Origin of the sequence: Synechococcus sp. H60.3, assembly GCF_047462295.1 — a bacterium.
In the GTDB taxonomy this organism is placed as follows: domain Bacteria; phylum Cyanobacteriota; class Cyanobacteriia; order Thermostichales; family Thermostichaceae; genus Thermostichus.
The window spans coordinates 8,485-30,915 of record NZ_JANSIY010000016.1 but is presented as its reverse complement, the minus strand read 5'-3'; the positions used below and the strand labels follow the sequence as shown (position 1 = coordinate 30,915).

At 62.1% G+C, this 22,431-nt stretch carries 16 protein-coding genes and 1 tRNA gene; 13 read left to right on the top strand and 4 right to left on the bottom strand.

Going from position 1 to position 22,431, the window contains the following annotated elements:
• Nucleotides 1-617: 617 nt before the first annotated feature.
• Nucleotides 618-1,481, top strand: a complete 864-nt coding sequence (locus NW841_RS03285; protein ID WP_414385341.1) for a hypothetical protein — start codon at nucleotides 618-620, stop codon at nucleotides 1,479-1,481.
• Nucleotides 1,482-1,697: 216 nt separating this feature from the next.
• Here the strand turns inward: NW841_RS03285 and NW841_RS03280 are convergent, their stop codons facing one another.
• The gene (locus tag NW841_RS03280) at nucleotides 1,698-2,504 is read right to left on the bottom strand and encodes an RNA methyltransferase (protein ID WP_414385339.1); all 807 of its coding nucleotides are present in this window, start codon (nucleotides 2,502-2,504) and stop codon (nucleotides 1,698-1,700) included.
• Between the two features lie 70 nt (nucleotides 2,505-2,574).
• Here NW841_RS03280 and NW841_RS03275 point away from each other — a divergent pair, with 70 nt between their 5' ends.
• The 5 genes from NW841_RS03275 (at nucleotide 2,575) to lpxB (ending at nucleotide 7,087) form a co-directional block, all read left to right on the top strand.
• Nucleotides 2,575-3,135, top strand: a complete 561-nt coding sequence (locus NW841_RS03275; protein WP_414364456.1) for a hypothetical protein — start codon at nucleotides 2,575-2,577, stop codon at nucleotides 3,133-3,135.
• Between the two features lie 14 nt (nucleotides 3,136-3,149).
• Nucleotides 3,150-4,067 (top strand): UDP-3-O-acyl-N-acetylglucosamine deacetylase, encoded by a 918-nt coding sequence (gene lpxC, locus NW841_RS03270; protein WP_414364458.1) that lies wholly within the window; start codon nucleotides 3,150-3,152, stop codon nucleotides 4,065-4,067.
• A gap of 133 nt (nucleotides 4,068-4,200) precedes the next feature.
• Nucleotides 4,201-4,701, top strand: coding sequence for a 3-hydroxyacyl-ACP dehydratase FabZ (gene fabZ / locus NW841_RS03265; protein WP_414364460.1), 501 nt, complete (start codon nucleotides 4,201-4,203; stop codon nucleotides 4,699-4,701).
• Between the two features lie 272 nt (nucleotides 4,702-4,973).
• Complete coding sequence (gene lpxA / locus NW841_RS03260; protein ID WP_414364462.1) at nucleotides 4,974-5,885, top strand: acyl-ACP--UDP-N-acetylglucosamine O-acyltransferase; 912 nt, start codon at nucleotides 4,974-4,976, stop codon at nucleotides 5,883-5,885.
• Nucleotides 5,882-7,087 carry a lipid-A-disaccharide synthase gene (gene lpxB / locus NW841_RS03255; protein WP_414385337.1) on the top strand — a complete coding sequence of 402 codons (1,206 nt, stop codon included), beginning with the start codon at nucleotides 5,882-5,884 and terminating at the stop codon, nucleotides 7,085-7,087. Before lpxA ends, lpxB begins: the two co-directional genes overlap by 4 nt.
• Nucleotides 7,088-7,109: 22 nt before the next feature.
• On the opposite strand, the gene NW841_RS03250 is transcribed toward lpxB, so the two are convergent.
• Both NW841_RS03250 and NW841_RS03245 read right to left on the bottom strand, forming a co-directional pair.
• Nucleotides 7,110-8,171: a DUF1611 domain-containing protein gene (locus NW841_RS03250; RefSeq protein WP_414385336.1), complete on the bottom strand. Its 1,062-nt coding sequence runs from the start codon at nucleotides 8,169-8,171 to the stop codon at nucleotides 7,110-7,112.
• Nucleotides 8,172-8,176: 5 nt separating this feature from the next.
• Nucleotides 8,177-9,226 (bottom strand): dipeptide epimerase, encoded by a 1,050-nt coding sequence (locus NW841_RS03245; protein ID WP_414364466.1) that lies wholly within the window; start codon nucleotides 9,224-9,226, stop codon nucleotides 8,177-8,179.
• A gap of 178 nt (nucleotides 9,227-9,404) precedes the next feature.
• Between NW841_RS03245 and NW841_RS03240 the strand changes: the two genes are divergently transcribed.
• From NW841_RS03240 to NW841_RS03215, 6 genes are all read left to right on the top strand, one after another.
• Nucleotides 9,405-11,459, top strand: coding sequence for a GspE/PulE family protein (locus NW841_RS03240; protein ID WP_414385333.1), 2,055 nt, complete (start codon nucleotides 9,405-9,407; stop codon nucleotides 11,457-11,459).
• Between the two features lie 160 nt (nucleotides 11,460-11,619).
• The gene (locus NW841_RS03235) at nucleotides 11,620-12,762 is read left to right on the top strand and encodes a type IV pilus twitching motility protein PilT (RefSeq protein WP_414364470.1); all 1,143 of its coding nucleotides are present in this window, start codon (nucleotides 11,620-11,622) and stop codon (nucleotides 12,760-12,762) included.
• A 171-nt stretch (nucleotides 12,763-12,933) separates the two neighbouring features.
• On the top strand, nucleotides 12,934-14,160 hold the full coding sequence (locus NW841_RS03230; RefSeq protein ID WP_414370916.1) for a type II secretion system F family protein: 1,227 nt from the start codon (nucleotides 12,934-12,936) through the stop codon (nucleotides 14,158-14,160).
• A gap of 50 nt (nucleotides 14,161-14,210) precedes the next feature.
• On the top strand, nucleotides 14,211-18,935 hold the full coding sequence (locus NW841_RS03225; RefSeq protein WP_414385332.1) for an MG2 domain-containing protein: 4,725 nt from the start codon (nucleotides 14,211-14,213) through the stop codon (nucleotides 18,933-18,935).
• Nucleotides 18,936-19,060: 125 nt separating this feature from the next.
• The gene (locus NW841_RS03220) at nucleotides 19,061-20,692 is read left to right on the top strand and encodes an alpha-D-glucose phosphate-specific phosphoglucomutase (RefSeq protein ID WP_414385331.1); all 1,632 of its coding nucleotides are present in this window, start codon (nucleotides 19,061-19,063) and stop codon (nucleotides 20,690-20,692) included.
• Between the two features lie 118 nt (nucleotides 20,693-20,810).
• A complete protein-coding gene (locus NW841_RS03215) occupies nucleotides 20,811-21,722 on the top strand; it encodes an alpha/beta fold hydrolase (protein ID WP_414385329.1) in 912 nt (303 codons plus the stop codon).
• On the opposite strand, the gene NW841_RS03210 is transcribed toward NW841_RS03215, so the two are convergent.
• Nucleotides 21,719-22,180 (bottom strand): HHL1-like protein, encoded by a 462-nt coding sequence (locus NW841_RS03210; protein ID WP_414385327.1) that lies wholly within the window; start codon nucleotides 22,178-22,180, stop codon nucleotides 21,719-21,721. The two genes, NW841_RS03215 and NW841_RS03210, sit on opposite strands and share 4 nt — an antisense overlap.
• 132 nt (nucleotides 22,181-22,312) lie before the next feature.
• On the opposite strand from NW841_RS03210, the gene NW841_RS03205 reads away from it, so the two are divergent.
• Nucleotides 22,313-22,386: transfer RNA gene (locus NW841_RS03205), tRNA-Pro, on the top strand.
• Nucleotides 22,387-22,431: the final 45 nt, after the last annotated feature.

Below are 22,431 nucleotides of genomic sequence, written 5' to 3'. Positions count from 1 at the left end.
CGCAGCACTGGAAATGCTGTGTGGGGCAACTCACCGTGGGTTCGAATCCCACTCTCTCCGTCAAAGCCTAGTTTGCCAACATCCACCTAAATCCCTCAAAGCCTTAACTGGCAAGGTTTTTGGGCATTCTGATATCCACGGTAGTCCTGCAACATTCACTAGAATCCACGGCAAGACGGGACACAGCCGTGGATACGCCTAAGCCTAACCTAAATCCACGTCAGATTGTCTTCTCTTACGCGACAGCCAAAAGCAAGAAGAAGGTGGTGGTGAAGCCGGACGGCAGCCTGCAGATCTTCAGAGCCGTTCATTAACAGGGGATTCCTTGCGGCTAGGCTGTTACAGCCGTCAGGGAGAATTGACTGGAAAAGTGGCCTCTGGCATATTACGGGACAACGTGCCAGGTCAAGTAAAATACAATGCACACGCCGAGCTGGAAGCCCCACCCCATCCTCAAATATGAGCGGAGAGACTGCTATCCCTATATAGCTCTCCCTACCCCTATCAGCCTGCAACTGAGAGGGCCAGAACTGCCCCCTCCCCCCAGAAAACCTGAGCCGCCTCAACTACCCCCTCGACCAGTCAAGCCGCAACTACCAGAGATCCCAACCCGTGTAATGGACAAGCTCCAGGCTGCCCTGTCAACTGGAGCTGGAGTTGCTGCCCTAATTGCGCTGATTATTGCTGAAGCGCCATTCTTTCTAATCTTGGCAGGGATTGCAGGCGTGGCTACCTTAGCCCAATTCTTATACGAATCCTGGACTTATGAAGAGAGAATGGAAGAATATGAGAGAAAAATGCAAAGTTATCCTCAAGAACAAAAAAGATATGAGGAGAGACTTGTCCTTTGGAGAAGAGAGTGCGATCGCATAGAGTCAGATTACAAACAACAAGTCGAAGAATATAGTCGCGAATATCAAAACAAGGTAGCTCAAATCATAAGGAACTGGGAAAATGGTCTGATATTTCAACCCCTAGATTTATGCCAACCTTTCTTAGGTCAGGGTGCTCGCGCAGGTAGGTATGATCGCCGGCTGAGAGAAGCCTTGATAATAAAGATGGAAAACCTTCCAGTTAAGTTTCTAGCTGAACAATCCTCCCTAAAGGTTCCAGGATTTGATTTTCCGTATACGCCCGACATAGCAATACAAGTATCTAGTAACAATAGAACTCTACTTATCGATGTTGAAGTTGACGAACCTTGGTACCAGAAGAATGGTCAGCGAGTACCACATCATGCACTAGATGACAATAGACATAGCCAGCGAGACGATTTCTTTGCAGAAAGCGGCTGGATAGTAGTTAGGTTTTCAGAAAGACAAGTAGCGATAGAAACAGAAAAATGTGCCAGCTTTGTCTGCTACCTTATTCAAGCTGTACTTACGCCAGGATTTAGGGATCCATCTCTGTCTCTGCCGAGTGACCATAGAAGGTGGGACTCTCTCAGCGCTCTTGATGAAGAGAGAGACTTCGTTGAGTGAGGATTCCGTTAAAAACGGGACATATCCACGGACACGAGACCTATCCTACAAGCCCGCAAACTGCTGTAGGACAAGGAAATCTCAGCCCCTATTCGATGGTCACTCTCTCCGTCAAATCAAGTTTGCCGCAGGGAGATCATCCAGACCTAGCTGGATCCCCTTGTCTCAGTTCCCAGAGGTTGGTTTTCAGAGGCAGCCGGCTAGAGGCTGCGGCAGCTAAGATCCACTCTCGGTGAGATGAGGATCCTCTTTTGGGGGTTCTCGATGAGAGGATTGTTGGCTCCACTGGAGTTGTCGCAGGATCCCGCGCAACAGGGCCACCTCAGCCACTGTCAGACCGGCGCGGTGAAACAGGGCCCGAAACTTGAGCATTTTGCGACGAGCGGTGTGGGGGTGCAGGTAGCCAATGTGCAGCAGCAGCGCCTCCAGGTGGCTGAAAAAACCCTCCAGCAGCTCGAAGGGAGCTGGCTTTGAGCTCCCAGAGCCAGCCACCGGCGGGCGAAGATTTTGGTAGAGGAGGGTGCGCAGTTCGTAGCAACAGATGCCCACTGCCTGGGCCAAGTTCAGGGAAGGGTAGGCCGGATCGGTGGGGATCTGGATCTGGCGATGGCAGAGGGCCAGCTCTTCGTTGCTCAAGCCGCAATCTTCGGGGCCAAACACCAGAGCGGCAGGGCCGGCAGCCAGCAGCTCCGCGAAAGCCTGGCGGGGAGACTGAATTTGCCATTCGGGGGGGTAGGGCTCGCGGCGGCCTGCTGTCCCGAATACCTGCACACATCCCTGGAGGGCCTCGGCTAAGGTTGGCACCTGCCGGGCTTGGTGGAGCAAGTCCGTCGCATGCACGGCCATGGTAACTGCTTCTGCATCCAGGGGATCGCATTGGGGATCCACCAACACCCACTGCCGCAGGCCCATGTTTTTCATCACGCGGGCAATGGCCCCGAGATTGCGCGGCCCTGCTGGCCGCACCAACACGAGGCGTACCTGCGCCAATCGCTCCTGAGCCCAGTTGGAGAATGCCGGCATCCCTTGGGACAGAATCGCAGATAAGGATCCCCTAGAGTAGAGGAGTTAGATCTTGTCATAGATTGCGCCTATGGGATCCGCCTACCGCTGTTGGCTGAGCTGGATGTGTCTGGTGCTGTTGGGGTGCTGCTGGGGATCGCCGGCATTGGCTGCCCATTCTGCGTTGCTCTCCCCAGCAGCAGAGGCAGCTCAGGTGGCTCTGTCCTCTCCAGTTGACTCCCTGGTAGAGGCGCGACAGCGGCTGGAAGGGATTGCCGAGGCAATGCGCTCAATTCGCCTGTGCAACCGCCCCAATTGCCGCTACCGCGATATTTCCGTTGAGGTGCGGCCCATAGCAGGAGCCGAGCCGCCGGAGTACGAGGGTAGGATCGACGCCACCATCGACCGCCCCTCCGGCAGCTTGGACAAGGCTCGCTACCGGCTGCGATTTCGTGGGGGGCGTTGGCAGTTGCTGGGGGGCGAAGAGGTTTCCGATGTCTCCTCCTTTTTCTTCGAGGGAGACACCTACGAGGTGTTTAGCGCCTACGGCAGTCGCAAGGCCAAACTGGCAGACGCCAGCAGCAGCCTGCGCGTTGGCTATCGGGAGCTGTACTACCGTGTTTTTGACCAGGGCCAAGAGCGTTTGCGGTAGCGGTGCGGAGTACGATGAGAGACCAACAGCACACCTTGGCCAGCTCTATCTCCCTAGAAGGGGTCGGCCTGCACACTGGCCTACCGGTTCGCTGTAGCCTCCACCCGGCTCCTGCTGGCGGCGGTCGGGTCTTTGTGCGGGTGGATCAACCGGGATCCCCTGAGATCCCGGCCCGCTTGGGATCCCTGACTCCTGCTGCCCTCTGCACCCGCCTGCAGCAGGGATCCCCCCCTGTCCAAGTGCAGACAGTGGAACACCTGTTGGCTGCCCTTTACGTGCTGGGCATCGACAACTGCCGCATCGAGGTGGAGGGGCCGGAGCTGCCGATCCTGGATGGCTCCGCCCTGCCCTTTGTGGAGGCTATTGCCCAAGCTGGGATCCTGGCCCAGGAGCAGCCGGCCCTGCTGGGAGTGATCCAGGAGCCAGTCACGGTCTGGGCGGGGGAAGCCTTTGTCAGCGCCCTGCCCTACCCCGGCTCTCGCTTCACCTATGGCATCGACTTTGCCAACTGCCCTATCCGCCAACAGTGGCTGAGCTGGCAGGAGAACAGGGCGGATTTTGTCCAATCCATTGCTCCGGCCCGCACTTTTGCCCGCCAACAGGATGCGGAGCTGGCCCGCCAACAGGGGCTGATCCAAGGCGGCAGCCTGGAGAACGCCATTGTCTGTACTACCACCGAGTGGCTGAGGCCCTTGCGCTACCCAGATGAGCCGGTGCGCCATAAGCTGATAGATTTACTAGGAGATCTCAGCCTGTTGGGCTGCCGCTTGCAGGGGCACATTGTGGCCTACAGGGCAGGCCATGCCCTGCATCACCGTTTGGCCGAGCAGTTGCTCAGGAGTGGATCCCTGCGGGTGCAGGCGGACCCAGCTCAAGAACAAGAAAGGGATCCCAGGCGCCTCGGTGGGGTGGAACCTCTCCCTCTGTCTTGACGGGGCTCCTGGTTCCTGAGGTGGGCGAGAGGCTCCTCGCGGCCTGCCGGCATTCCTCCTTGCTGTCTTGGTTCTGCTTTGAGGCCCTCCCATCCAGGATTTAAGGTTTGTCTTCCAGCTCTGTGGGTTTGCCATGTCCTCTGACGTCTCTCCTCCTCCTCTCCTCTCGGCTGAAGCAGCCGCTCAGTTGGCAACAGCTCCCCCCGTTTTCACAACGGATCAAATCCTGGAGATCTTGCCCCATCGCCATCCTTTTCTGCTGGTGGATCGCGTGGTGGAGTATCAACCAGGGCAACGGGCGGTGGGACTGAAAAACGTCACCTTCAACGAGCCCTTTTTCCAGGGGCACTTCCCCAACCGACCGATCATGCCCGGCGTTCTGATCGTCGAGGCCATGGCGCAGTTGGGAGGGATCGTGTTGACCAAGTTGCCCGATGTGGCTGGGCGGCTGGCTCTCTTTGCTGGTATCGATGGCGTTCGCTTCCGCCGCCCCGTGCTGCCAGGGGATCAGTTGCTGCTCTCGGCCGATTTGCTCACCATCCGGCAAAAACGCATCGGCAAGATGTTTTGTCGGGCCCAGGTGGGGGGACACCTGGTGACCGAAGGGGAGCTGATGTTCTCCTTAGTGGATTGATGGGACGACAGCGGCCAGGAGAGGGCCTTTGGCGCTCCGCAACCACGGGGCAGGTGGAGGGTGGCCATCTGTTTTCCCCATCGAGGAGGAGCCCAGCGGCAGCAACTTGGCGCGGAAAGACCCTGCTAAAGTGTTGGGATAGGGGCATGTTAGGTGCTGCTTTCATCTCCCGGTCGGAGTTTTGCAGCAGAGCGGTGGAGGATTGTGTCCTCCCCGAGCAAGCCTTAATTGCAGGGTTGGGAGCGTAACCACATTTGCTGGCTAGGTTAGAAATGAGTTCGTTGGCTTCAGCGGGATCCACTCCCAACTCCTCTGTTCGGATTCATCCCACGGCGGTGATCCATCCGAAGGCTGAGTTGCACGAGACGGTGCAAGTTGGCCCCTATGCGGTTATCGGCGAGCATGTGCGCATTGGCGCCCGTACGGTGGTGGGGGCCCACGTGGTGATCGATGGCTGGACAGATATTGGCGAGGACAACCAGATTTTTCCGGGGGCGGTGCTGGGCACAGAGCCTCAGGATCTGAAGTACAGCGGCGCGCCCTCCCAGGTGGTGATCGGCAGGGGCAACCGCATCCGCGAGTTCGTCACCATCAACCGAGCCACCAACGAAGGGGAAGCGACGGTGGTCGGCGACCACAACCTGCTAATGGCCTACGTCCACGTCGCCCACAACTGCGTTATCGAAAATCAAGTGGTGATTACCAACGCGGTTGCCTTGGCCGGCCACATCCACATCGAGTCACAGGCGCGCATCGGCGGTATGGTCGGGATCCACCAGTTTACCCGAGTGGGTCGCTTGGCCATGGTGGGGGCCATGAGCCGGGTGGATCGCGACGTGCCGCCCTACATGTTGGTGGAGGGGCACCCAGCCCGCATTCGCGGCCTCAACTTGGTGGGGTTGCGGCGAGCCAAGGGAATGGAGGGATCCCTGCCAGCTTTGCGCCAGGCCTACCGGCTGCTCTACCGTTCCGGTTTGCCTCTGGAAAAAGCGCTGCAAACTCTGCGCAGCAGCATCCGCACCGAGGGTGGGTGTAGCATCTGCTCCTTGCAGGGGAAAGAGCTGGTAGACGAGACGGGATCCCTGCTCCATCTGCTGCAATTTTTGGAAGATTCCCTTTCCCAACCCCAACGGCGCGGTCCTCTGCCCGCCTTGCGCCGTGGCAGAGAAGAGGACGACCTGTGAGTCATCTGTTTATCTGCACCGGAGAAGTCTCCGGGGATCTGCAGGCTGGCCATCTCATTCGTGAGCTGCTGCGCCAGCGTCCGCATCTGCGCATCACGGCCGTTGGGGGAGAGGAAATGGCCGCTGCCGGAGCCCGGCTGCTGCACCGCACTACGGAGATTAGCTCCATCGGCATCCTCGAGGCCCTCCCCTTTGTCCTCCCTGCCCTGTGGACAGAGTGGAAGATCCGCCGCTTCCTGGCACAGGACCCGCCGGATTTGGCCATCTTGGTGGACTACATCGGCGTCAACAGCCGCCTTGTCCCCCTGCTGCAGCGGTGGCGCATCCCTGCCGTTTACTACATTGCCCCCCAGGAATGGGTGTGGTCGCCCAACAGCCGCCTCACCTACCGCCTAGCCCAGCAAATGCGACTGATGGTGGCCATCTTCCCAGAAGAAGCCCGCTACTACGCTGCAGCAGGCGCCCAGGTTTGCTATGTGGGCCACCCCCTGCTGGATATTTTGGCGAGGGTACCCGGTCGCGCTCAGGCCAGAGCTGAGCTAGGGATCCCTGAGGAGGCAACGGTGGTGGCGCTGCTGCCCGCCTCCCGTCGCCAAGAGCTGCGCTCCGTTCTGCCCATCCTCCTCCAGGCAGCGCGGCTGTTGCGGGCTCGCCTGCCCCAGGTGCGGTTTTGGGCGCCGCTGGCCTCGCCCCGTTTTGCCGCCCCCGTTGCTCAGGCTGCCCGCCGCTATGGACTGGACGATCTCACCCTTGTCTTGCCTCGCCCTTCCCCGCCAAAGGCGCATCACCTGCTGTTGGCCGCCGCTGACCTGGTGCTGGCCAAGTCGGGCACCGTCAACTTGGAGGCGGCTATTTTGGGGATCCCGCAGGTGGTGATCTACCGCCTCAACCCAATTACCTTTTGGCTAGCCCGCCATTGGCTGAAGGTGTCGGTGCCCTTTATGTCTCCCCCCAACTTGGTGCTGATGCGCCCCATTGTGCCGGAACTGCTGCAGGAGGAGGCCCAGCCGGAGCGGATTGCCCAACTGGCGCTGGAGCTGCTGACTCAGCCGGAGCGCCGAGCCCAATTACAGGCCGACTATGCTGCCATGCGGGCAGCGCTGGGGGAGCCGGGAGTTTTGGCCCGCGCCGCCATGGACTTCCTGGAGGTGCTCGACAGCGAAACCGCCGCCAGGGGGGATCCCCGTCGCCGCTCTCTCTGAGACGCCTGGATTAGCCGTGGGGTTAGCCGGCTGCCAGGATGGCGTCCAAGAGGGGATCCGCCCCAAAGCGCACCACGTCGGTACAGGGCCGTCCGGTCTCCGCTTCCACCTGGCGGATCTGGGCCAGGGCAGCCTCCTCCTCCCAGCCAAAGGTATTGAGGGCCACCCCCACCACCGGCACGGGGGCAAAGGCACCGGCAGCTCTGGCCACTTGTTCGTACAGCTCGATGACCTTGGGCAGGGGAGGGATGGGTACGTAGTCCATCCCTTTGATGTGGGTCTGGCCAGCCCGGTGTACCAAGATCAAGTGGGTGGGCTGGGATCCCCGCAACAGGGGCAGGGTTGCTGTAGAGGCGGGGTTGAGCAGGGATCCCTGGCCTTCAATGTGCAGAATGTCATGGTCAAGGCCGTGGCGCAGCACCAGTTGCTCCACGGCACCGCTGGCGTAGTCCACCCGCACCGCATCTAGGGGCACCCCATCGCCACTGATGAGGATCCCGGTCTGCCCGGTAGCGAGAAAGCGGGAGCGCAGGCCGCGCTTCAGGCTGGCCCGGTGCAGTTCCAGGCTGGTGGACATTTTGCCCACGGCCATGTCGGTACCCACGGTCAGCACCCGCCGGCAGGGGAGGGAACGGGCCAGGCCTTTCCCTACCCCAAGACCAGGAGGTTCGCGGCGAATGTCCCAGATCCAGGCTCCCGGCTGCAGCCACTGCCGCAATTGGGGATCCTCGGCCAGAGGCGTGTGGAGACCATTCACCAGAGATAGGCCGGCCTGCAGGGCTTGGCAGAGCTCCTCCCGCCACGCTGGGGGCAACTGGCCGCCGGAAGGGGCAATCCCAATCACCAGCACCTCGGGGTTGTAAACCAGCGCCTCTTGCACCGAGGCCACGATGGGAACATCCTGGGCAATGCCGGTTAACTGGGCCAGGGATCCCCCCGCCTGCTCCCGGTCGATCACCGCCGCCACCGGAAAAGGCCCATAGCGCAGCAGCCCCAGCCCTGTTTTGCCGTGCTCCCCCAGCAGGCCGCCGTGGAGCAGGATGGCCACCCGAGTTTGGCTGGAGAGGGATCCCACCTGCTCCACGGTACCTACTCCCGCAGCTCTACCCCTAAGCCCGGTCGGTCGGTGGGGATAAGACAGCCCTCCTGCAGCAGGGCTCCGGAAAAGGGATCGTCGATGAGATTGAGGTGGCTGTCCAAGTCCAGGTAGTCCACCAGCGGCGCTAGGTGAGCCGCCGCCGTATTGCCCAGAGCGGTGTTGCTGTAGCAGCCCAGCATTACCTGTAGCCCATAAGCTTTGGCGGTGTGGATCATGCGCCAGGCTTCGCTGAGGCCGCCGCACTTCATCAGCTTGATGTTAATGCCGTGCACGCGATCCGCTAGGGCAGGAATATCGCGGCTGTCGAAACAACTTTCATCCACAAAGATGGGCAGCTTCGACTCGTGCCACAGGGTGATCAGCTTCGCCTCCTGTCCCCTCTCCAAGGGCTGCTCCAGGTAGCTCACCCCTTGCCCCGCCAGCCAATTGCTCATGCTCAAGCTCTGTTCTACCGTCCAGGCGCCGTTGGCATCCACGGTAATCAGGGATCCCAGTGGGATCACCTCCTGCACAGCAACCAGCATGTTCTGATCGGCCATCAGCCCCAAGTCGCTGCCCAGCTTGATCTTAAAGGCCCGCGCTTGGGTCTGTTCCATCCAGGCCAAGGCCCGCTGGCGGGCCGCCTGAGGAGTAGAAAGGCCAATGGTCAAAGTGGTGGGTGGGATGCGGGAGCGATCCAGTCCCCACAACTGCCAAAGCGGCATCCCCAGCCGTTTGCCCATCCAATCGTGCAGGGCCATGTCCACCGCCGCCCGCGCCGCCGAGGGGATCCCGGCCCGCAGCAGTTCCGCCTCAATGAGCTGCCGCTCCCAGGGGGAATAGCGCCGCAGGATCCCCTGCGCCATCTCCAGACCCATCAAGATATCGTCCACAGACTGGTGGCAGTCATCGCTCACCGAGAAGGGACAGGCCTCCCCCCAGCCCTCAATCCTCTCCTGCTCGATCCGCACCCAGGCCAGAGTGGCCTCTGTATGAGTGCCGCGGCTGAGGGTGAGGGCATAGCGCTTGTGAACCGTGAAAGATTCAACGTAGAGCCGCATGGGCGATTTCCAAGAGATCAATCCTGAGCACGTTGAGCCAACTTTGTCCTTTGAGGTTTTCCCTGCCTCCCTAGTCAGGCTGTGGAGGACAGGCGCAGCTCTGCGTGTCTTTACCGTTGCTCCTAGAGGTTAACTGCAGCCATTATCATATGAGCACAGCTTAGGTGGCCCCAGTAGCATGAACGACCTTCCTCTTCCTCTAACCCGTCGCAGCGCCCCTAGTAAAGCCCTAGCTGTTGCCAATACCAGCATCACCCCCTTTGGCCGCAAGCTAAAAGAGCTGGGCTTTGCCGACGACAAGCAAATCCAGGACATCCAAAACGCCCTCAAAGCCAATCGCGAAGGGGGCAGCAAGGCCCTAGCTCTGGTGGTCAAAGAGATTGTTGGCAGAGAGATCACCCCCGACCTGGAGCGGGCCTACAAGCGGCAGCAGCTCTTTGAGCTAAAAATCATCTACGGGATCCCCTCCCTCGACATCGATCTGGAGCCGGTGGAGATCTCGGAGATGAGCGGGCTCATCGACTCGCTCTTGCCCCTTGATATTTGCAACCGCTACAAGTTCTTGCCCATCCGCCGCCAAGACAACCAAGTGCTGGTGGCAATGGTTAAGCCGGATAACTTGCAGGCGCTCGATGATATCCAGCGGCGCTTCCGTATCCAGGGGCTGAAGCTGCAGCGGCGGGTCTTCACCCAGCGGGATTTCGAGGTTCTGATCAACCGCTACATGGACGCGCAGGCGGAGCTGCTGGCCATCAAGGGCATCAACGACGCGGCTGCCGCCCAAGAGGAAGAAGAGGTGGTGGTCAATACCGCCGAGATCGACCTGGACAGCATCGAGGACGTCGCCGTCGATGAGGCCGGCGAGGGATCCCTGGAGCAGCAGCTCAAGTCGGCAGACGATGCCCCAATTATCAAATTGGCCAACCAAATCCTGATTAAGGCACTGCAGGACGGGGCGTCGGACATCCACATCGAGCCGCAAGAAGAATACCTGCGCATCCGCTTCCGCAAGGACGGGGTGCTGCGGCAGGCTTTTGAGAACTTTCCCAAAAAGGTTGTCCCCGCCCTTACCGCCCGCTTCAAAATCATGTCCAACCTCAACATTGCCGAGCGGCGCTTGCCCCAGGACGGGCGGATTCGGCGGGTCTTTAAAGGGCGCAAGGTGGACTTCCGCGTCAGCACCCTGCCCTCCCGCTATGGGGAGAAGATCGTGCTGCGCATCTTGGACAACTCCGCCACCCAGCTCGGCCTGGACAAGCTGATCACCGACCCGGAGACCCTGGCCAGCTTCAAGGAGGTTGTCAAGCGACCCTTTGGTTTGATCTTGGTAACCGGGCCCACCGGATCCGGGAAAACCACTACCCTCTACTCAGCTCTGGCAGAGCTAAACGATCCCGGCATCAACATCAGCACCGCCGAGGATCCCATCGAGTACTCCCTGCCGGGGCTCACCCAGGTACAGGTGATCCGCGAAAAGGGCATGGACTTTGCCATGATCCTGCGCGCCTTCCTGCGGCAAGACCCGGACGTGATCCTGGTGGGTGAGACCCGCGACCACGAGACGGCCAAAACCGCCATCGAAGCCTCCCTCACGGGCCACCTGGTGCTGACCACCCTGCACACCAACGATGCCCCCGGTGCTATCGCCCGCTTGACGGAGATGGGGATCGAGCCGTTCATGATCTCCAGCTCGCTGTTGGGGGTGCTGGCCCAGCGCTTGATGCGCCGAGTATGTACCGAGTGTCGGATCCCGTATCACCCCACCCCCGAAGAACTGGCCCGCTATGGCCTCAGCCTCAGCGGCGACAGCGAGCAGGTGACTTTCTACAAGGCCAACAAGCTCTCTCCCAAGGAAGTAGAGCAGCGCAAAGCCACCGGCAAGCCCATCTGCGAGAAATGCGGGGGCGTAGGCTACAAAGGCCGAGTGGGGGTGTACGAGTTCATGCGCATGAACGACCGCCTGGCCGAGTTGATCAACAAGGGGGCTCCCACCGAGGTCATCAAGGAAGCGGCTGTCGAAAGCGGCATGAAGACGCTGCTGGCCTACAGCTTGATGCTGGTGAAGCAGGGTCTGACTACGTTGGAGGAGGTCGATCGGGTTATCCTCACCGACAAGGGCTTGGAAACCGAGTTAAAGGCTCGTGCCAAGGCCCTTAGCACCTGCCGCAACTGTGGTGCCGCCCTGCAGGTGGAGTGGATGGATTGTCCCTACTGCCTGACGCCGAAGTTTTAGGCAAGCCGCCTAGCTCTTGACGCCGCCAGGGTGCTGATTATAACAGTCCTATACGAGTCCCAGAGGGTTGCCTCTGGCCCAGCTTTAGAACGGTTTTTCATCGACAACTCCCAGGTCGAACACAGACTGACCCAGCTTACTGATTGGAGACACCAGCCCTATGCCACAACTAATGATCGAAGACCTGATGGAAGAAATCGTCCGCAGGGGCGGTTCTGACATCCACATCTCCGCCGGTTTGCCCCCCTACTTCCGCATCAACGGCGAACTCCAGCCAACGGAGCACGAGCCCCTTACCCCTGAGGAGGTGCAGCGGCTCATCTTTAGCATGTTGAACAACACCCAGCGCAAACACCTGGAGCAAAACTGGGAGTTGGACTGCTCCTACGGCGTGCGCGGGATCGGTCGCTTCCGCGTCAACGTCTACCGGGATCGCGGCACCTATGCCTGCGCGATGCGGGCGTTGGCTTCGGAAATCCCCAACATCGACAAGCTAGGCCTGCCGGATGTGTGTAAGGAGATGGCTCGCCTGCCGCGGGGTCTGGTGCTGGTGACCGGCCCGACGGGATCCGGCAAGTCCACCACTTTGGCCGCTATCATCGACTTCATTAACCGCGAGCGAGCCGAGCATATCCTTACCATCGAGGATCCCATTGAGTACATCTACACCCCCATCCGCAGCATCATCCACCAGCGGCAGTTGGGGGAAGACACCAAGAGCTTTGCCAACGCCCTGCGGGCGGCCATGCGGGAGGATCCGGATGTGATCCTGATCGGGGAGATGCGGGATCTGGAAACCATCCAGTTGGCCATTACCGCCGCCGAGACCGGCCACCTCTGCTTTGCCACGGTGCACACCAGCTCTGCTGCCCAGACGGTGGATCGCCTGGTGGACGTGTTCCCACCGGAGCAGCAGCAACAAATCCGCGTGCAGCTCTCCAACTCCCTCAAAGCCGTCTTCTCGCAAACTTTGGCCCGCCGCCTCAACCCCAAGCCAGGAGAACCGGGGCGGGTGCTGGTGCAGGAGATCATGGTGGTGACGCCGGCCATCGCCAACTTGATTCGGGAGGGCAAGACCGCCCAGATCTACTCGGCCATCCAGACAGGGGGTAAGCAGGGCATGAAGACCCTGGAGCAGGATCTGGCCAACCTCTACCTGCAGGGCAAGATCGACTTCGATACGGCCATGTCCAAGACCTCTCGCCCTGAGGAGTTGCAGCGACTTTTGGGCAACGTCACCGGGCCATCGCCAGCCGCGGCAGCTCAACACCAGCGGCCCGCAGCGGCTGCCGCCCGTCGCTAAACGCTGGCTCCAAGGATCCCTGGCTGAGAGTTCCTCGCCAACCTCTGGCCGCCGGCCCCATTTGTAGCTAAGCTCTAGCTGAAGAGAGCGTCGGTTTGTCTAAGGTTGCGAGACTGAGCCAAGGGATCCCATTCCGGCGTGTCGAACTAACGATCCAAGCAGGGGTAAGCCATGCCGCGCTACAAGGTTCGGGGGCTAAAGGCCGGTCAGCCGGTGCGCCTGACAGTGGTGGCCAACAACTTGACCGAGGCCCGCGCACGGCTGCGCCGCGAAGGCATTTTTGCCAAACAGGAAGACATCCAGGAAGAAAAGCCCTTCTTCTCCCTGGATACCTCTTTTGATTTCTCGATGATGGGATCCATCGACATTCGCGACAAGGCGGTGTTCTCGCGGCAATTTGCTGCTCTGATCAACGCCGGCGTGTCGATGGTGCGCTCCCTAACTATTATGGAGGAGCAGACCGGCAACCCCAAGCTCAAGAAATACCTGCGGGCGATTCGAGCGGAAGTGGAGGCGGGGAAGAACCTGTCCGATTCCATCCGCCCTTATCCGGATGCCTTTGACGGCCTCTACTGCAGCATGGTGCAGGCGGGGGAGGTGGGCGGTGTGCTCGACGAGGTGCTCAACCGACTGGCCAAGCTGCTGGAGGACATGGATCGCCTGCAGAAGCAGATTAAATCGGCCATGACCTACCCGGTGGTGGTGACCATTTTGGCCGTCTTAATCTTTTTGGGCATGGTGCTGTTCATCTTGCCCACTTTTGAGAGCATCTACAACGACTTGGGGGGGGAGCTGCCCGCCTTTACCCAGTTTTTTATCAACATCAGCAAGTTTCTGCGCACCCCCCAGTACAGCTTGGGCCTGGTGGGCTTTTTGGTGGCGGTCTTTTTTGCTTTCCAGCGCTTTTACCGCACCCCCGCCGGCAAGGAGACCATTGATGCTCTGGCCCTCAAGCTCCCCATTTTCGGCGACCTGATCCAGAAATCGGCGGTGGCCCGTTTTTGCCGCACCTTTGGGGCCCTCACCCGCTCCGGGGTGCCGGTGCTGACTTCTTTGGAGATCGTGCGCGACACTTCCGGCAACCAGGTGGTGGCCAACGCCATCGACGCTGCCCGCCAATCCATCTCAGAGGGGGGGCAGATCGCGCCGGCCCTGGATAAGGCCAAGGTCTTCCCGATCATGGCCATCCAGATGATCAGCGTGGGCGAAGAGACGGGGGAGCTGGATGCCATGTTGATGAAGACGGCGGACTTCTACGAGCTGGAGGTGGAGGAGGCGGTGCGTGCCCTCACCAGCCTGCTGGAGCCGCTGATGATCGTGATCTTGGGCGGGATGGTGGGCTGCATCATCGTGGCCATGTACCTGCCCATGTTCAACGTGTTTGAGCTGGTGAAGTAGCGACTGAATCCCCAGGGCAACCAGAACCCATCGGGAGGAGGAAGGGATCCATGCTGCGGCGGTGGTTGGTGGCCCTGGTGGTGTTTTTGGGAGTGGGGCTGGCGGTCTTGCTTTCGGAACAGCCGACGGGATCCCTGCTGGGGCGGGTGGAGCTGCCGGCAGGGGTGGCGCCGGGGAACGTCCAGGTGATTGCCGCCGGCCCGGTGAGCCGCAGCATCAGCCCGTCTGCGGAGGGCGAGTACCGCCTGGAGCGGCTGCCCGTTGGGGAATACCGGGTGACGGTGCGGGGATCCGGCCTAGAGACGGTCTCCAGCAAGAGACCCGTGCAGGTGCGGGAAGGGGCGATAGCTTCTGCTCCTCTCCTACGCCCGCAGCTTCTGCCCCCCAGCCTCTACCTCTACAGCCCCAGCTCGGTGTTCACGACCGCAGAGCCGGCACGGCTGCAGTGGCGGGCCAGTGGCCTGGGAGCGGTGCAGTTTGCCCTCTACCGCTTTTCCCTGGCTGATTTGGAAGGATCCCCTTTCTTGCGGGATCTGGCCGATGCTGGCTATGGATCCCTGGCTCCGGATTTGTATTCCATCCTGCGAGGAGAGCTGGTGCGCCGTTGGCAGCAGCCACTGGGGGGAGAAGAGCTGACCCGCACCCTGGAGCTGGGGATCCTGCCGCCGGGGGCCTACTGGCTGGAGGCGGAAGGCCAACAGCCGCGGCAGGCGGCGGCACCGCTGCCTTGGTCGGGAGAGTGGCTTTTGGTGAGTGACCTGGGCCTCATCCAGAAACAGGATGCCAGCCAGTTGGTGGTGCAGGCGGTGCATTTGCGGGAATTGCGTCCTCTGCCGGGGATCCAGATCCAAGTTTTCGGGGAGTGGAGGGATCCCCTCATTGCCACCACCGACGAGGAGGGGCTGGCCCGGTTTAGCTTGCCGACAGGGGAGAGATCCTCGCTGGTGGTCTATGGCCACAGCGCCGACAACACGTTGCAGGCTTTGTCCCGCAGCTATGCCTATGGCTGGAACCAGCCCCACCGCATCTACGCCTACACGGATCGTCCCCTCTACCGCCCCGGCCAGACGGTCTATTTTCGCGCCCTGGTGCGGGAGCACGACCGCCTCACCTCGGCAGGCCAGCCGGTGCAAGTAACCCTCACCGCCCCCGACGGCGATGTGCTGGGCGAGCAAACCCTGGCCACCAACGCTTTCGGCAGCGTCCACGGGCAGTTTCAATTGCCGGAGGAAACCCCCCTGGGCAGCTACGGCCTGGAGTGGCGGGTGGCCGGGCCGCAGGGATCCAGCCGCGAGTACACCGCCTTTGAGGTGGGAGCCTACCGCAAACCGGAGTTTGAGGTGAGGGTGGTGCCCGACCGGCCTTGGCTGGTGCGGGGGGGATCCCTGAAGGTACAGGTGGAGGCCGAGTATCTTTTCGGGGCGCCGGTGGCCGCTGCCCAGCTTCGCTACTGGGTTTACAGCAGCCCCGACTGGAGCCTGCGCTACGGGCTGTTGCCTCATTCGGGGGCAGAAGACTATTTTGCCGGCGACCTGGGAGAGGAGCAGGGCTACTACGGCGGCTACGGGAGGCTGGTGGCGGAAGGAGCAGGGGTGACGGATGCCCAGGGGCGGGCGGAGTTTCGCCTGGAGCGCCTGTTGCAGGATCTGGACTGGGAGGAAGACAGCTACTGGGGCCCGCAGGAGGTGCAGCAGTTGCGCATCGAGGTGGAGGTGAGTGATATCAGCCGCCGCAGCGTGACCGGAACGGCACGGGCCTGGGTGACGGCCGGCCAATTTGCCCTCTTTGCCGAGGCCGATCGCCACCTGCCGGCTCCAGGGGATGTCATCACCTACCGGCTGCAAGCCCGCGACTACGACGGCCAACCGGTCAGCACCGCCGGGGAGCTGAGCCTGGAGCGCTGGCGCTGGGATCCCCAGAGCAGCGCCTACCGACGGCAAGCCACTCTGCTGCGGCAATCTTTTCAGGTTGTCAACGGCGAGGGCAGCCTGGTTCTGCGCCTGCCCGCCGACCTGGAGCCGGGAGACTACCGGGTGCGGCTGACGGCCCAGGATCCTCGTCGCTACCGCGTGCAGGAGGTAGACCATCTCTGGGTGGTGGAGCCGGGCAACCCCCTGCCCAGTTGGGGATCCCTGCCCAGCCTGGAGGTGGTGGCGGATCGCCAGATCTACGAAGTGGGGGAAGAGGCCCAGCTCCTGATCGTCTCGCCGCTGCCGGATCTGCCGGTGCTGGTGGGTCTGGAGGGATCCCGGCTGCACCAGGTACAGGTGCTGCGCCTGCAGGGGCATACGGCCACCCTGCGCCTGCCCATCCGGGAGGAGTATCGCCCCAACCTCTACGTCACCGCCACCGTCCTCGGCCCGGAGCGGCGGCTGTACCAGAACGAGTCTCTGCTGCGGGTCTCGCCGTTGGATCGCTTTTTGCAGGTGGAGCTGCAGACGGATAAGCCCACTTATCAACCAGGGGAGACGGCCCAAATTCAAATCCGCACCCGCAACGCCCAAGGGCAGCCGGTCAGCGCCGAGGTGGGGTTGGGGATCGTGGACAACGCCCTCTACCTGCTGCGGCCCGACTTCACCCCCGATATCCGCCGCTTCTTCTACGGGCGCCAGGACAACCAAGTTACCACCACCACCTCTTTCCCTCAGCAATACCCCGGTGGTGCCGACAAGCTGGCCGGCCAGGTGCGGGAAGCCTTTCGCGATACCGCCGCCTGGTTCCCGGATTTGGTGACCGATGCCGATGGCTTAGCCCAGGTCCAGGTGCGCTGGCCGGACAACCTGACTACCTGGCGCTTGACCGCCCGCGCCGCCACCGCCGACACCCAGGTGGGCTCCGCCCTAGCCACCGTCGCTGTCAGCAAAGACCTCTTGGTGCGCCTGGCCACCCCCCGCTTTTTCCGGGTGGGGGATCGGCTCACCTTGGCGGCCATCGTGCAAAACCGCACCGGTCAAGCCCAAGCAGTGGAAGTGGGGCTGGAAGTGCCCGGAAACCTAGAAGTGCAGGGCCCCCAACGGCAACGCCTGACCGTGCCCGCCCAAGGGGCGGAGCGGCTGGAATGGCCGCTGCAGGTGCTGGGGGCCGGCGATACCCCTGTGCGGGTTTGGGCGCAAGGGGAGGGGCTGCAGGATGCGCTGCAACTGCGGATCCCCAGCCAGCCCTTGGGAGCAGTACACCGCTTCTTCCAAACGGGGCGGCTGCAGGCGAACAGCCTTGAGCTGCCTTTGGATTGGCCGGCCACTTGGGTGCTGGGATCCCGACACCTGCATCTGGAACTGGCCGCCAGCCCGGCAGCGGAGCTTTTGGGGCCGTTGGACTATCTCGTCCAGTTCCCCTACGGCTGCACCGAGCAGACCTTGAGCCGCTTTTTGCCCGCCTTGGCGGTGGCCCAGGCCAGCAAGCAGTTGGGCTTGAACCTGCGCTCGCCCACCCTGGAGCGGCTGCCGCGGGTGGTTCGAGCCGGCCTGCAGCGGCTGGAGGACTCCCAGAACTATGACGGCGGCTGGGGCTGGTGGGCCTACGACACCAGCAACCCCTACCTGACCGCCTACATCCTGCAGGGCTATCATCTCGCCCAGGCCGCTGGCTATGCCCTCAAGGAGTGGCGGGTGCAGCGGGCTTTGGAGTACCTGGCTGGGCAGCAGTTCCAACCCCTCTCCCCCGATCTGCGGGCCTTTGTGGCCTACAGCCTGGCCCTCTGGGATCCGGCGCTGGTGACTGCTGAGCTGCCGCCGCCGCCGCAGCTTTCCACCTTTGGCCTGGCCTACCGCGGGCTGGCCGCCCTGCAACAGGGCCAGCGGGATCCCGCCCAAGCGGCTCTGGATGAGGTTCTAGAGCGGCGGCAAAGGGATCCCCAGGGGCGCTGGTTTCTTCCTGCCGCCTCCGCCCCGCCGACCGGGGAGCGCTCCACCTACGACGACCTGGAGGTGGCCGGGCCCCTCTTGCAACTGGCCGTGCGCCTCCAGGATGGCCGCGCCGGCGAGATCGCCACCGCCCTTCTCCAGCAGCGGCAGGACAACCGCTGGCGCACCACCAAAGCCACCGCCGATGCCCTCCTGGGCCTGGTGGCCTACTACCAAGCCCAGCAACAGCAACAGCCCGACCCCGGCCAGGTGCGGGTGTTGGAGGAGGTGAGCGGAGCTGAACTGGCACGTTGGCAGGCCGGCGCTGCGGATCCCCGCCAGGTGCTGGACTGGGACGACGCCGAAGTGAGCACCCTGCGCCGCCTGCGCTTAGAAAAATCCGGCCCCGGCCCCCTCTACTACAGCTTGAGGGGAGAAGCTTTTGTTCCCAACCCTCTGCCCTCTCAAAGCCAAGGCTTTGCCATTAGCCGCAGCTACTTCCGCCTACAGCCCCAACCCCAAGCCAACGGAGAGATCCGCTACCGAGAACAGCTCCTGCGCCCCGGCGAGGCGGTGCGCGCCGGCGAGGTGCTCCTGGCCCGGCTGACGGTGGAAGCTGAGCGGGATAGCCACTATGTGGTGATCGAGGATCCCTTGCCCAGCGGCGCCGAGATCACCTCCCAGGATCCGCGGCTGCTCACCGGCTCGGCCCCCGACTACTGGTGGGACTGGTTTTGGACCCATCAAGAAAACCGCGACGACCGCGTGGCCTTCTTCAGCACCGAGCTCAGGCAGGGCCGCCACGAGTTCGTCTACCTCTTCCGCCCGGAGATCCCCGGCCAGTTCCAGGTGGCCCCTGCCCTTGTCCAGGAGATGTACGATCCCAGCCGCTATGGCCGCAGCGCCGGCCAGGCGCTCAAAGTCCTGCCCTGAGCCTGGCGGCAAGGGATCCTGAGGCAGCAAGCTACAGCAAGAGGCGACAACCAATCCCCAAGAGCGGGCAGAAGAGCAGGGCTGGGGATGAGATAGTAGAGGGGCAAGCAGAGTTTCGGCAGCTTATGACCCTCCGCACCGTGGCCACCATCCCTTTTCCTGACCAAAAGCCGGGCACCTCCGGCCTGCGCAAGCCGGTGCAGGTGTTCCAGCAGCCCCACTACCTGGAGAACTTTGTCCAGTCCATCTTTGACGTCCTCGAGGGATCCGCTGGCCAAACCCTGGTGGTGGGCGGAGACGGGCGCTACTACAACCGGGAAGCCATCCAGATCCTGCTCAAGATGGCAGCAGCCAACGGCATCGGGCGGGTGCTGCTGGGCCAGGGCGGGATCCTCTCCACGCCGGCAGTCTCCCACCTTATCCGCAAATACGGGGCCTACGGCGGCATTATCCTCTCGGCCAGCCACAACCCCGGCGGCCCCCAGGGAGACTTTGGCATCAAGTACAACATCGGCAACGGCGGCCCTGCCCCGGAGAAGGTGACCGAGGCCATCTACGCCCGCACCCAGCAGATTCGGGAGTACCGCATCCTGGAAGCCCCAGATGTGGATCTAGACCGCTTGGGAGAGCAGCGGCTGGGATCCCTGACGCTTTCCGTCATCGACCCAGTGGCCGACTATCTGGGCCTGATGCAGCGCCTGTTTGATTTTGACGCCATCCGCGATTACCTGGCCTCTGGGATCCGTATCGCCTTCGACGCCATGCACGCCGTCACCGGCCCCTATGCCCGCACCATCCTGGAAGAGTGCCTGGGGGCAGCGCCGGGCAGCGTCCTCAACGGCCAGCCCCTGCCGGACTTTGGCGGCAGCCACCCCGATCCCAACTTGGTGCATGCCCGCGCCCTGGTGGAGCTGCTGTTTCGGGAGGACGGCCCGGATTTCGGCGCCGCCTCCGATGGCGATGGGGATCGCAATATGATCCTGGGCCGCCAGTTCTACGTAACTCCCAGCGACAGTTTGGCCGTGCTGGCGGCCAACGCCCAGCGAGTGCCCGGCTACCGGGAGGGGCTAGCCGGGATCGCCCGCTCCATGCCCACCAGCCAGGCGGCAGACCGGGTGGCAGCCAAGCTGGGGATCCCCTGCTATGAGACTCCCACCGGCTGGAAATTTTTCGGCAACCTCCTGGATGCCGGCAAAGTGACCCTCTGCGGCGAGGAGAGCTTCGGCACCGGCTCCAACCATATCCGCGAAAAAGATGGCCTCTGGGCTGTCCTCTTTTGGCTGAACATCCTTGCTGTGCGACGGCAGTCGGTGCGGCAGATTGTGGAAGAGCACTGGCGCACCTACGGGCGTACCTTCTACTCCCGCCACGACTACGAGGGGCTGCCGGTGGAGGTGGCCGAGGAGCTGATGGAGCACTTGCGGCGCTCCGTGACAAGCTGGGTGGGGCAGCGCTTTGGCTCCCAGACGGTGGTCTATGCCGATGACTTCAGCTACACGGATCCGGTGGACGGCAGCACCAGCCACAACCAAGGGATCCGCATTGGCTTTGAGGATGGCTCCCGCATCGTCTACCGCCTCTCCGGCACCGGCACCCACGGGGCCACTCTGCGGGTGTACTTGGAGCGATTTGAGCCGGATCCCAGCCGGCATGGCCTGGATCCCCAGGTGGCCCTAGCCGAGCTAATCCAACTGGCGGATCACTTCGCCCAGATCCGCGCTCGCACCGGTCGGCAGCAGCCGGATGTGGTTACCTGAGAGTCTTGCCGAGAAGCCAGATCTCCTCGGAGAAAGGGATTGGGGGCGATGGCCCGCAGAGAAGGACACTCGAGAGTGGCGGTAGGATGAGGAGGTAGGGACCCACATTTTTCTGGCTGTGTTCACTGCTCCTCCTGCTAGTTTGGCAGCCGATTCCATTGCCCCTTTTGCTCCCCAAACCTGGAGCTGGCGGGGTCACGCCATTCGCTACGTCGTCCAGGGATCCGGATCCCCGCTGGTTTTGGTGCATGGCTTTGGGGCCTCCATTGGCCACTGGCGGCACAACATCCCCGTGCTAGCAACGGCGGGATACCGGGTTTATGCCCTGGATTTGCTGGGGTTTGGCGGCTCGGCCAAGCCAGCTCTTGCCTACAGCCTAGAACTGTGGGCCGAGCTGCTAGCAGATTTTTGGCAGCAGCACGTGCGGCAGCCGGCAGTGTTTATTGGCAATTCCATCGGCGCCCTGCTTAGCCTGCTCATGGCCGCCCAGCACCCACAACTGACTGCAGGGGCAGTGCTGCTTAACTGTGCCGGCGGCCTGAACCATCGCTCCCACGAGCTCAGCCCGATGGCTCGCGTTTTCATGGCCACCTTCACTGCTCTGGTGGCCTCGCCAGTCACGGGGCCACTGCTGTTCAATTGGGTGCGGCAGCGGCAGCGGATCCGCGCCACCTTAGAACAGGTGTACTGCAACCCTGCGGCCATCACTGATGAGCTGGTGGAGATCCTCTACGCCCCTTCCTGTGACGTGGGAGCGCAGCAAGTGTTTGCGGCCATTCTCACCGCTCCCCCTGGCCCCACCCCCGAAGCGCTGCTGCCCCAGGTGCGCTGCCCGCTGCTGGTGATCTGGGGCGAACGGGATCCCTGGACCCCTATTGAACGGGGCCGCGGCTTTCAAAACCATGTGCAGGGGATCGACTACCAATTTTTCCCTCTTCCCGAGACGGGCCATTGTCCCCACGACGAGCGCCCAGAGATCGTCAACCCCTTGATTTTGAGCTGGCTACCCAAAGCCTTTGCCACGGCTTAGCCTTTCTTGGAGGCTTGGGTAGTTCTTTTGCCCAGGCCCAGCCACCTGCGCACCCTGTCTATCCAGCTCTGAAGGGGCGAAGGCTGGGGCCGGACTGCCACCTGAATGGGCTCGTCTTGAAACTCTTTGTCCTTGAGGCGAAAGCCAAACTCCAGCTCGTCTTTGACTTTGCTAAGACGGGGAAAGAGGCGGACGGCTGCTTTTTTGAGCTCTTCCTCGTTTTGGAAGATGGCCTGATGGATGGCGCTGAAGCGACTGACCGCCAGGGATCCCACGGGTAGCCAGGGGTTGGGTTTGCCGGGCTCAGCTTGGCGGCGCCGGGCAAAAATGGCGAACTCCGGCATCCCCTTGGCTTTCAGCTCATCGTAGCGTTTGGCGGCTTCCTTGCGCTTAGCCGTGTTGGCCTTGGCCGGTTTTTTCTCTGGCTTGGATTGGCTGAAACCCTTGGTCTGACTCATACTCCGGTAGGGCAACGGTGGATCCCCATAGCTTAGCGCAGAACGACTCCCGCTTGGCCGGGGATCCCTGCTCCCACCCGCGGGAAGACAGCATGCATGGCATGCTATACTTACAAAGCTTTGGATTGACCTCGGGATGTAGCGCAGCTTGGTAGCGCACTTCGTTCGGGACGAAGGGGTCGCAGGTTCGAATCCTGTCATCCCGATGGGGGTTAGCCCTCAGCAGTTGCTGGAGGCAGTAGGTGCTGGAG

Bases quoted from the DNA above. Each gene is read 5' to 3' on its own strand.
- NW841_RS03285 (WP_414385341.1), top strand. From the start codon at position 618: ATGGACAAGCTCCAGGCTGCCCTGTCAACTGGAGCTGGAGTTGCTGCC.
- NW841_RS03280 (WP_414385339.1), bottom strand. From the start codon at position 2,504: ATGCCGGCATTCTCCAACTGGGCTCAGGAGCGATTGGCGCAGGTACGC.
- NW841_RS03275 (WP_414364456.1), top strand. From the start codon at position 2,575: ATGGGATCCGCCTACCGCTGTTGGCTGAGCTGGATGTGTCTGGTGCTG.
- lpxC (WP_414364458.1), top strand. From the start codon at position 3,150: ATGAGAGACCAACAGCACACCTTGGCCAGCTCTATCTCCCTAGAAGGG.
- fabZ (WP_414364460.1), top strand. From the start codon at position 4,201: ATGTCCTCTGACGTCTCTCCTCCTCCTCTCCTCTCGGCTGAAGCAGCC.
- lpxA (WP_414364462.1), top strand. From the start codon at position 4,974: ATGAGTTCGTTGGCTTCAGCGGGATCCACTCCCAACTCCTCTGTTCGG.
- NW841_RS03245 (WP_414364466.1), bottom strand. From the start codon at position 9,226: ATGCGGCTCTACGTTGAATCTTTCACGGTTCACAAGCGCTATGCCCTC.
- NW841_RS03240 (WP_414385333.1), top strand. From the start codon at position 9,405: ATGAACGACCTTCCTCTTCCTCTAACCCGTCGCAGCGCCCCTAGTAAA.
- NW841_RS03235 (WP_414364470.1), top strand. From the start codon at position 11,620: ATGCCACAACTAATGATCGAAGACCTGATGGAAGAAATCGTCCGCAGG.
- NW841_RS03230 (WP_414370916.1), top strand. From the start codon at position 12,934: ATGCCGCGCTACAAGGTTCGGGGGCTAAAGGCCGGTCAGCCGGTGCGC.
- NW841_RS03225 (WP_414385332.1), top strand. From the start codon at position 14,211: ATGCTGCGGCGGTGGTTGGTGGCCCTGGTGGTGTTTTTGGGAGTGGGG.
- NW841_RS03220 (WP_414385331.1), top strand. From the start codon at position 19,061: ATGACCCTCCGCACCGTGGCCACCATCCCTTTTCCTGACCAAAAGCCG.
- NW841_RS03210 (WP_414385327.1), bottom strand. From the start codon at position 22,180: ATGAGTCAGACCAAGGGTTTCAGCCAATCCAAGCCAGAGAAAAAACCG.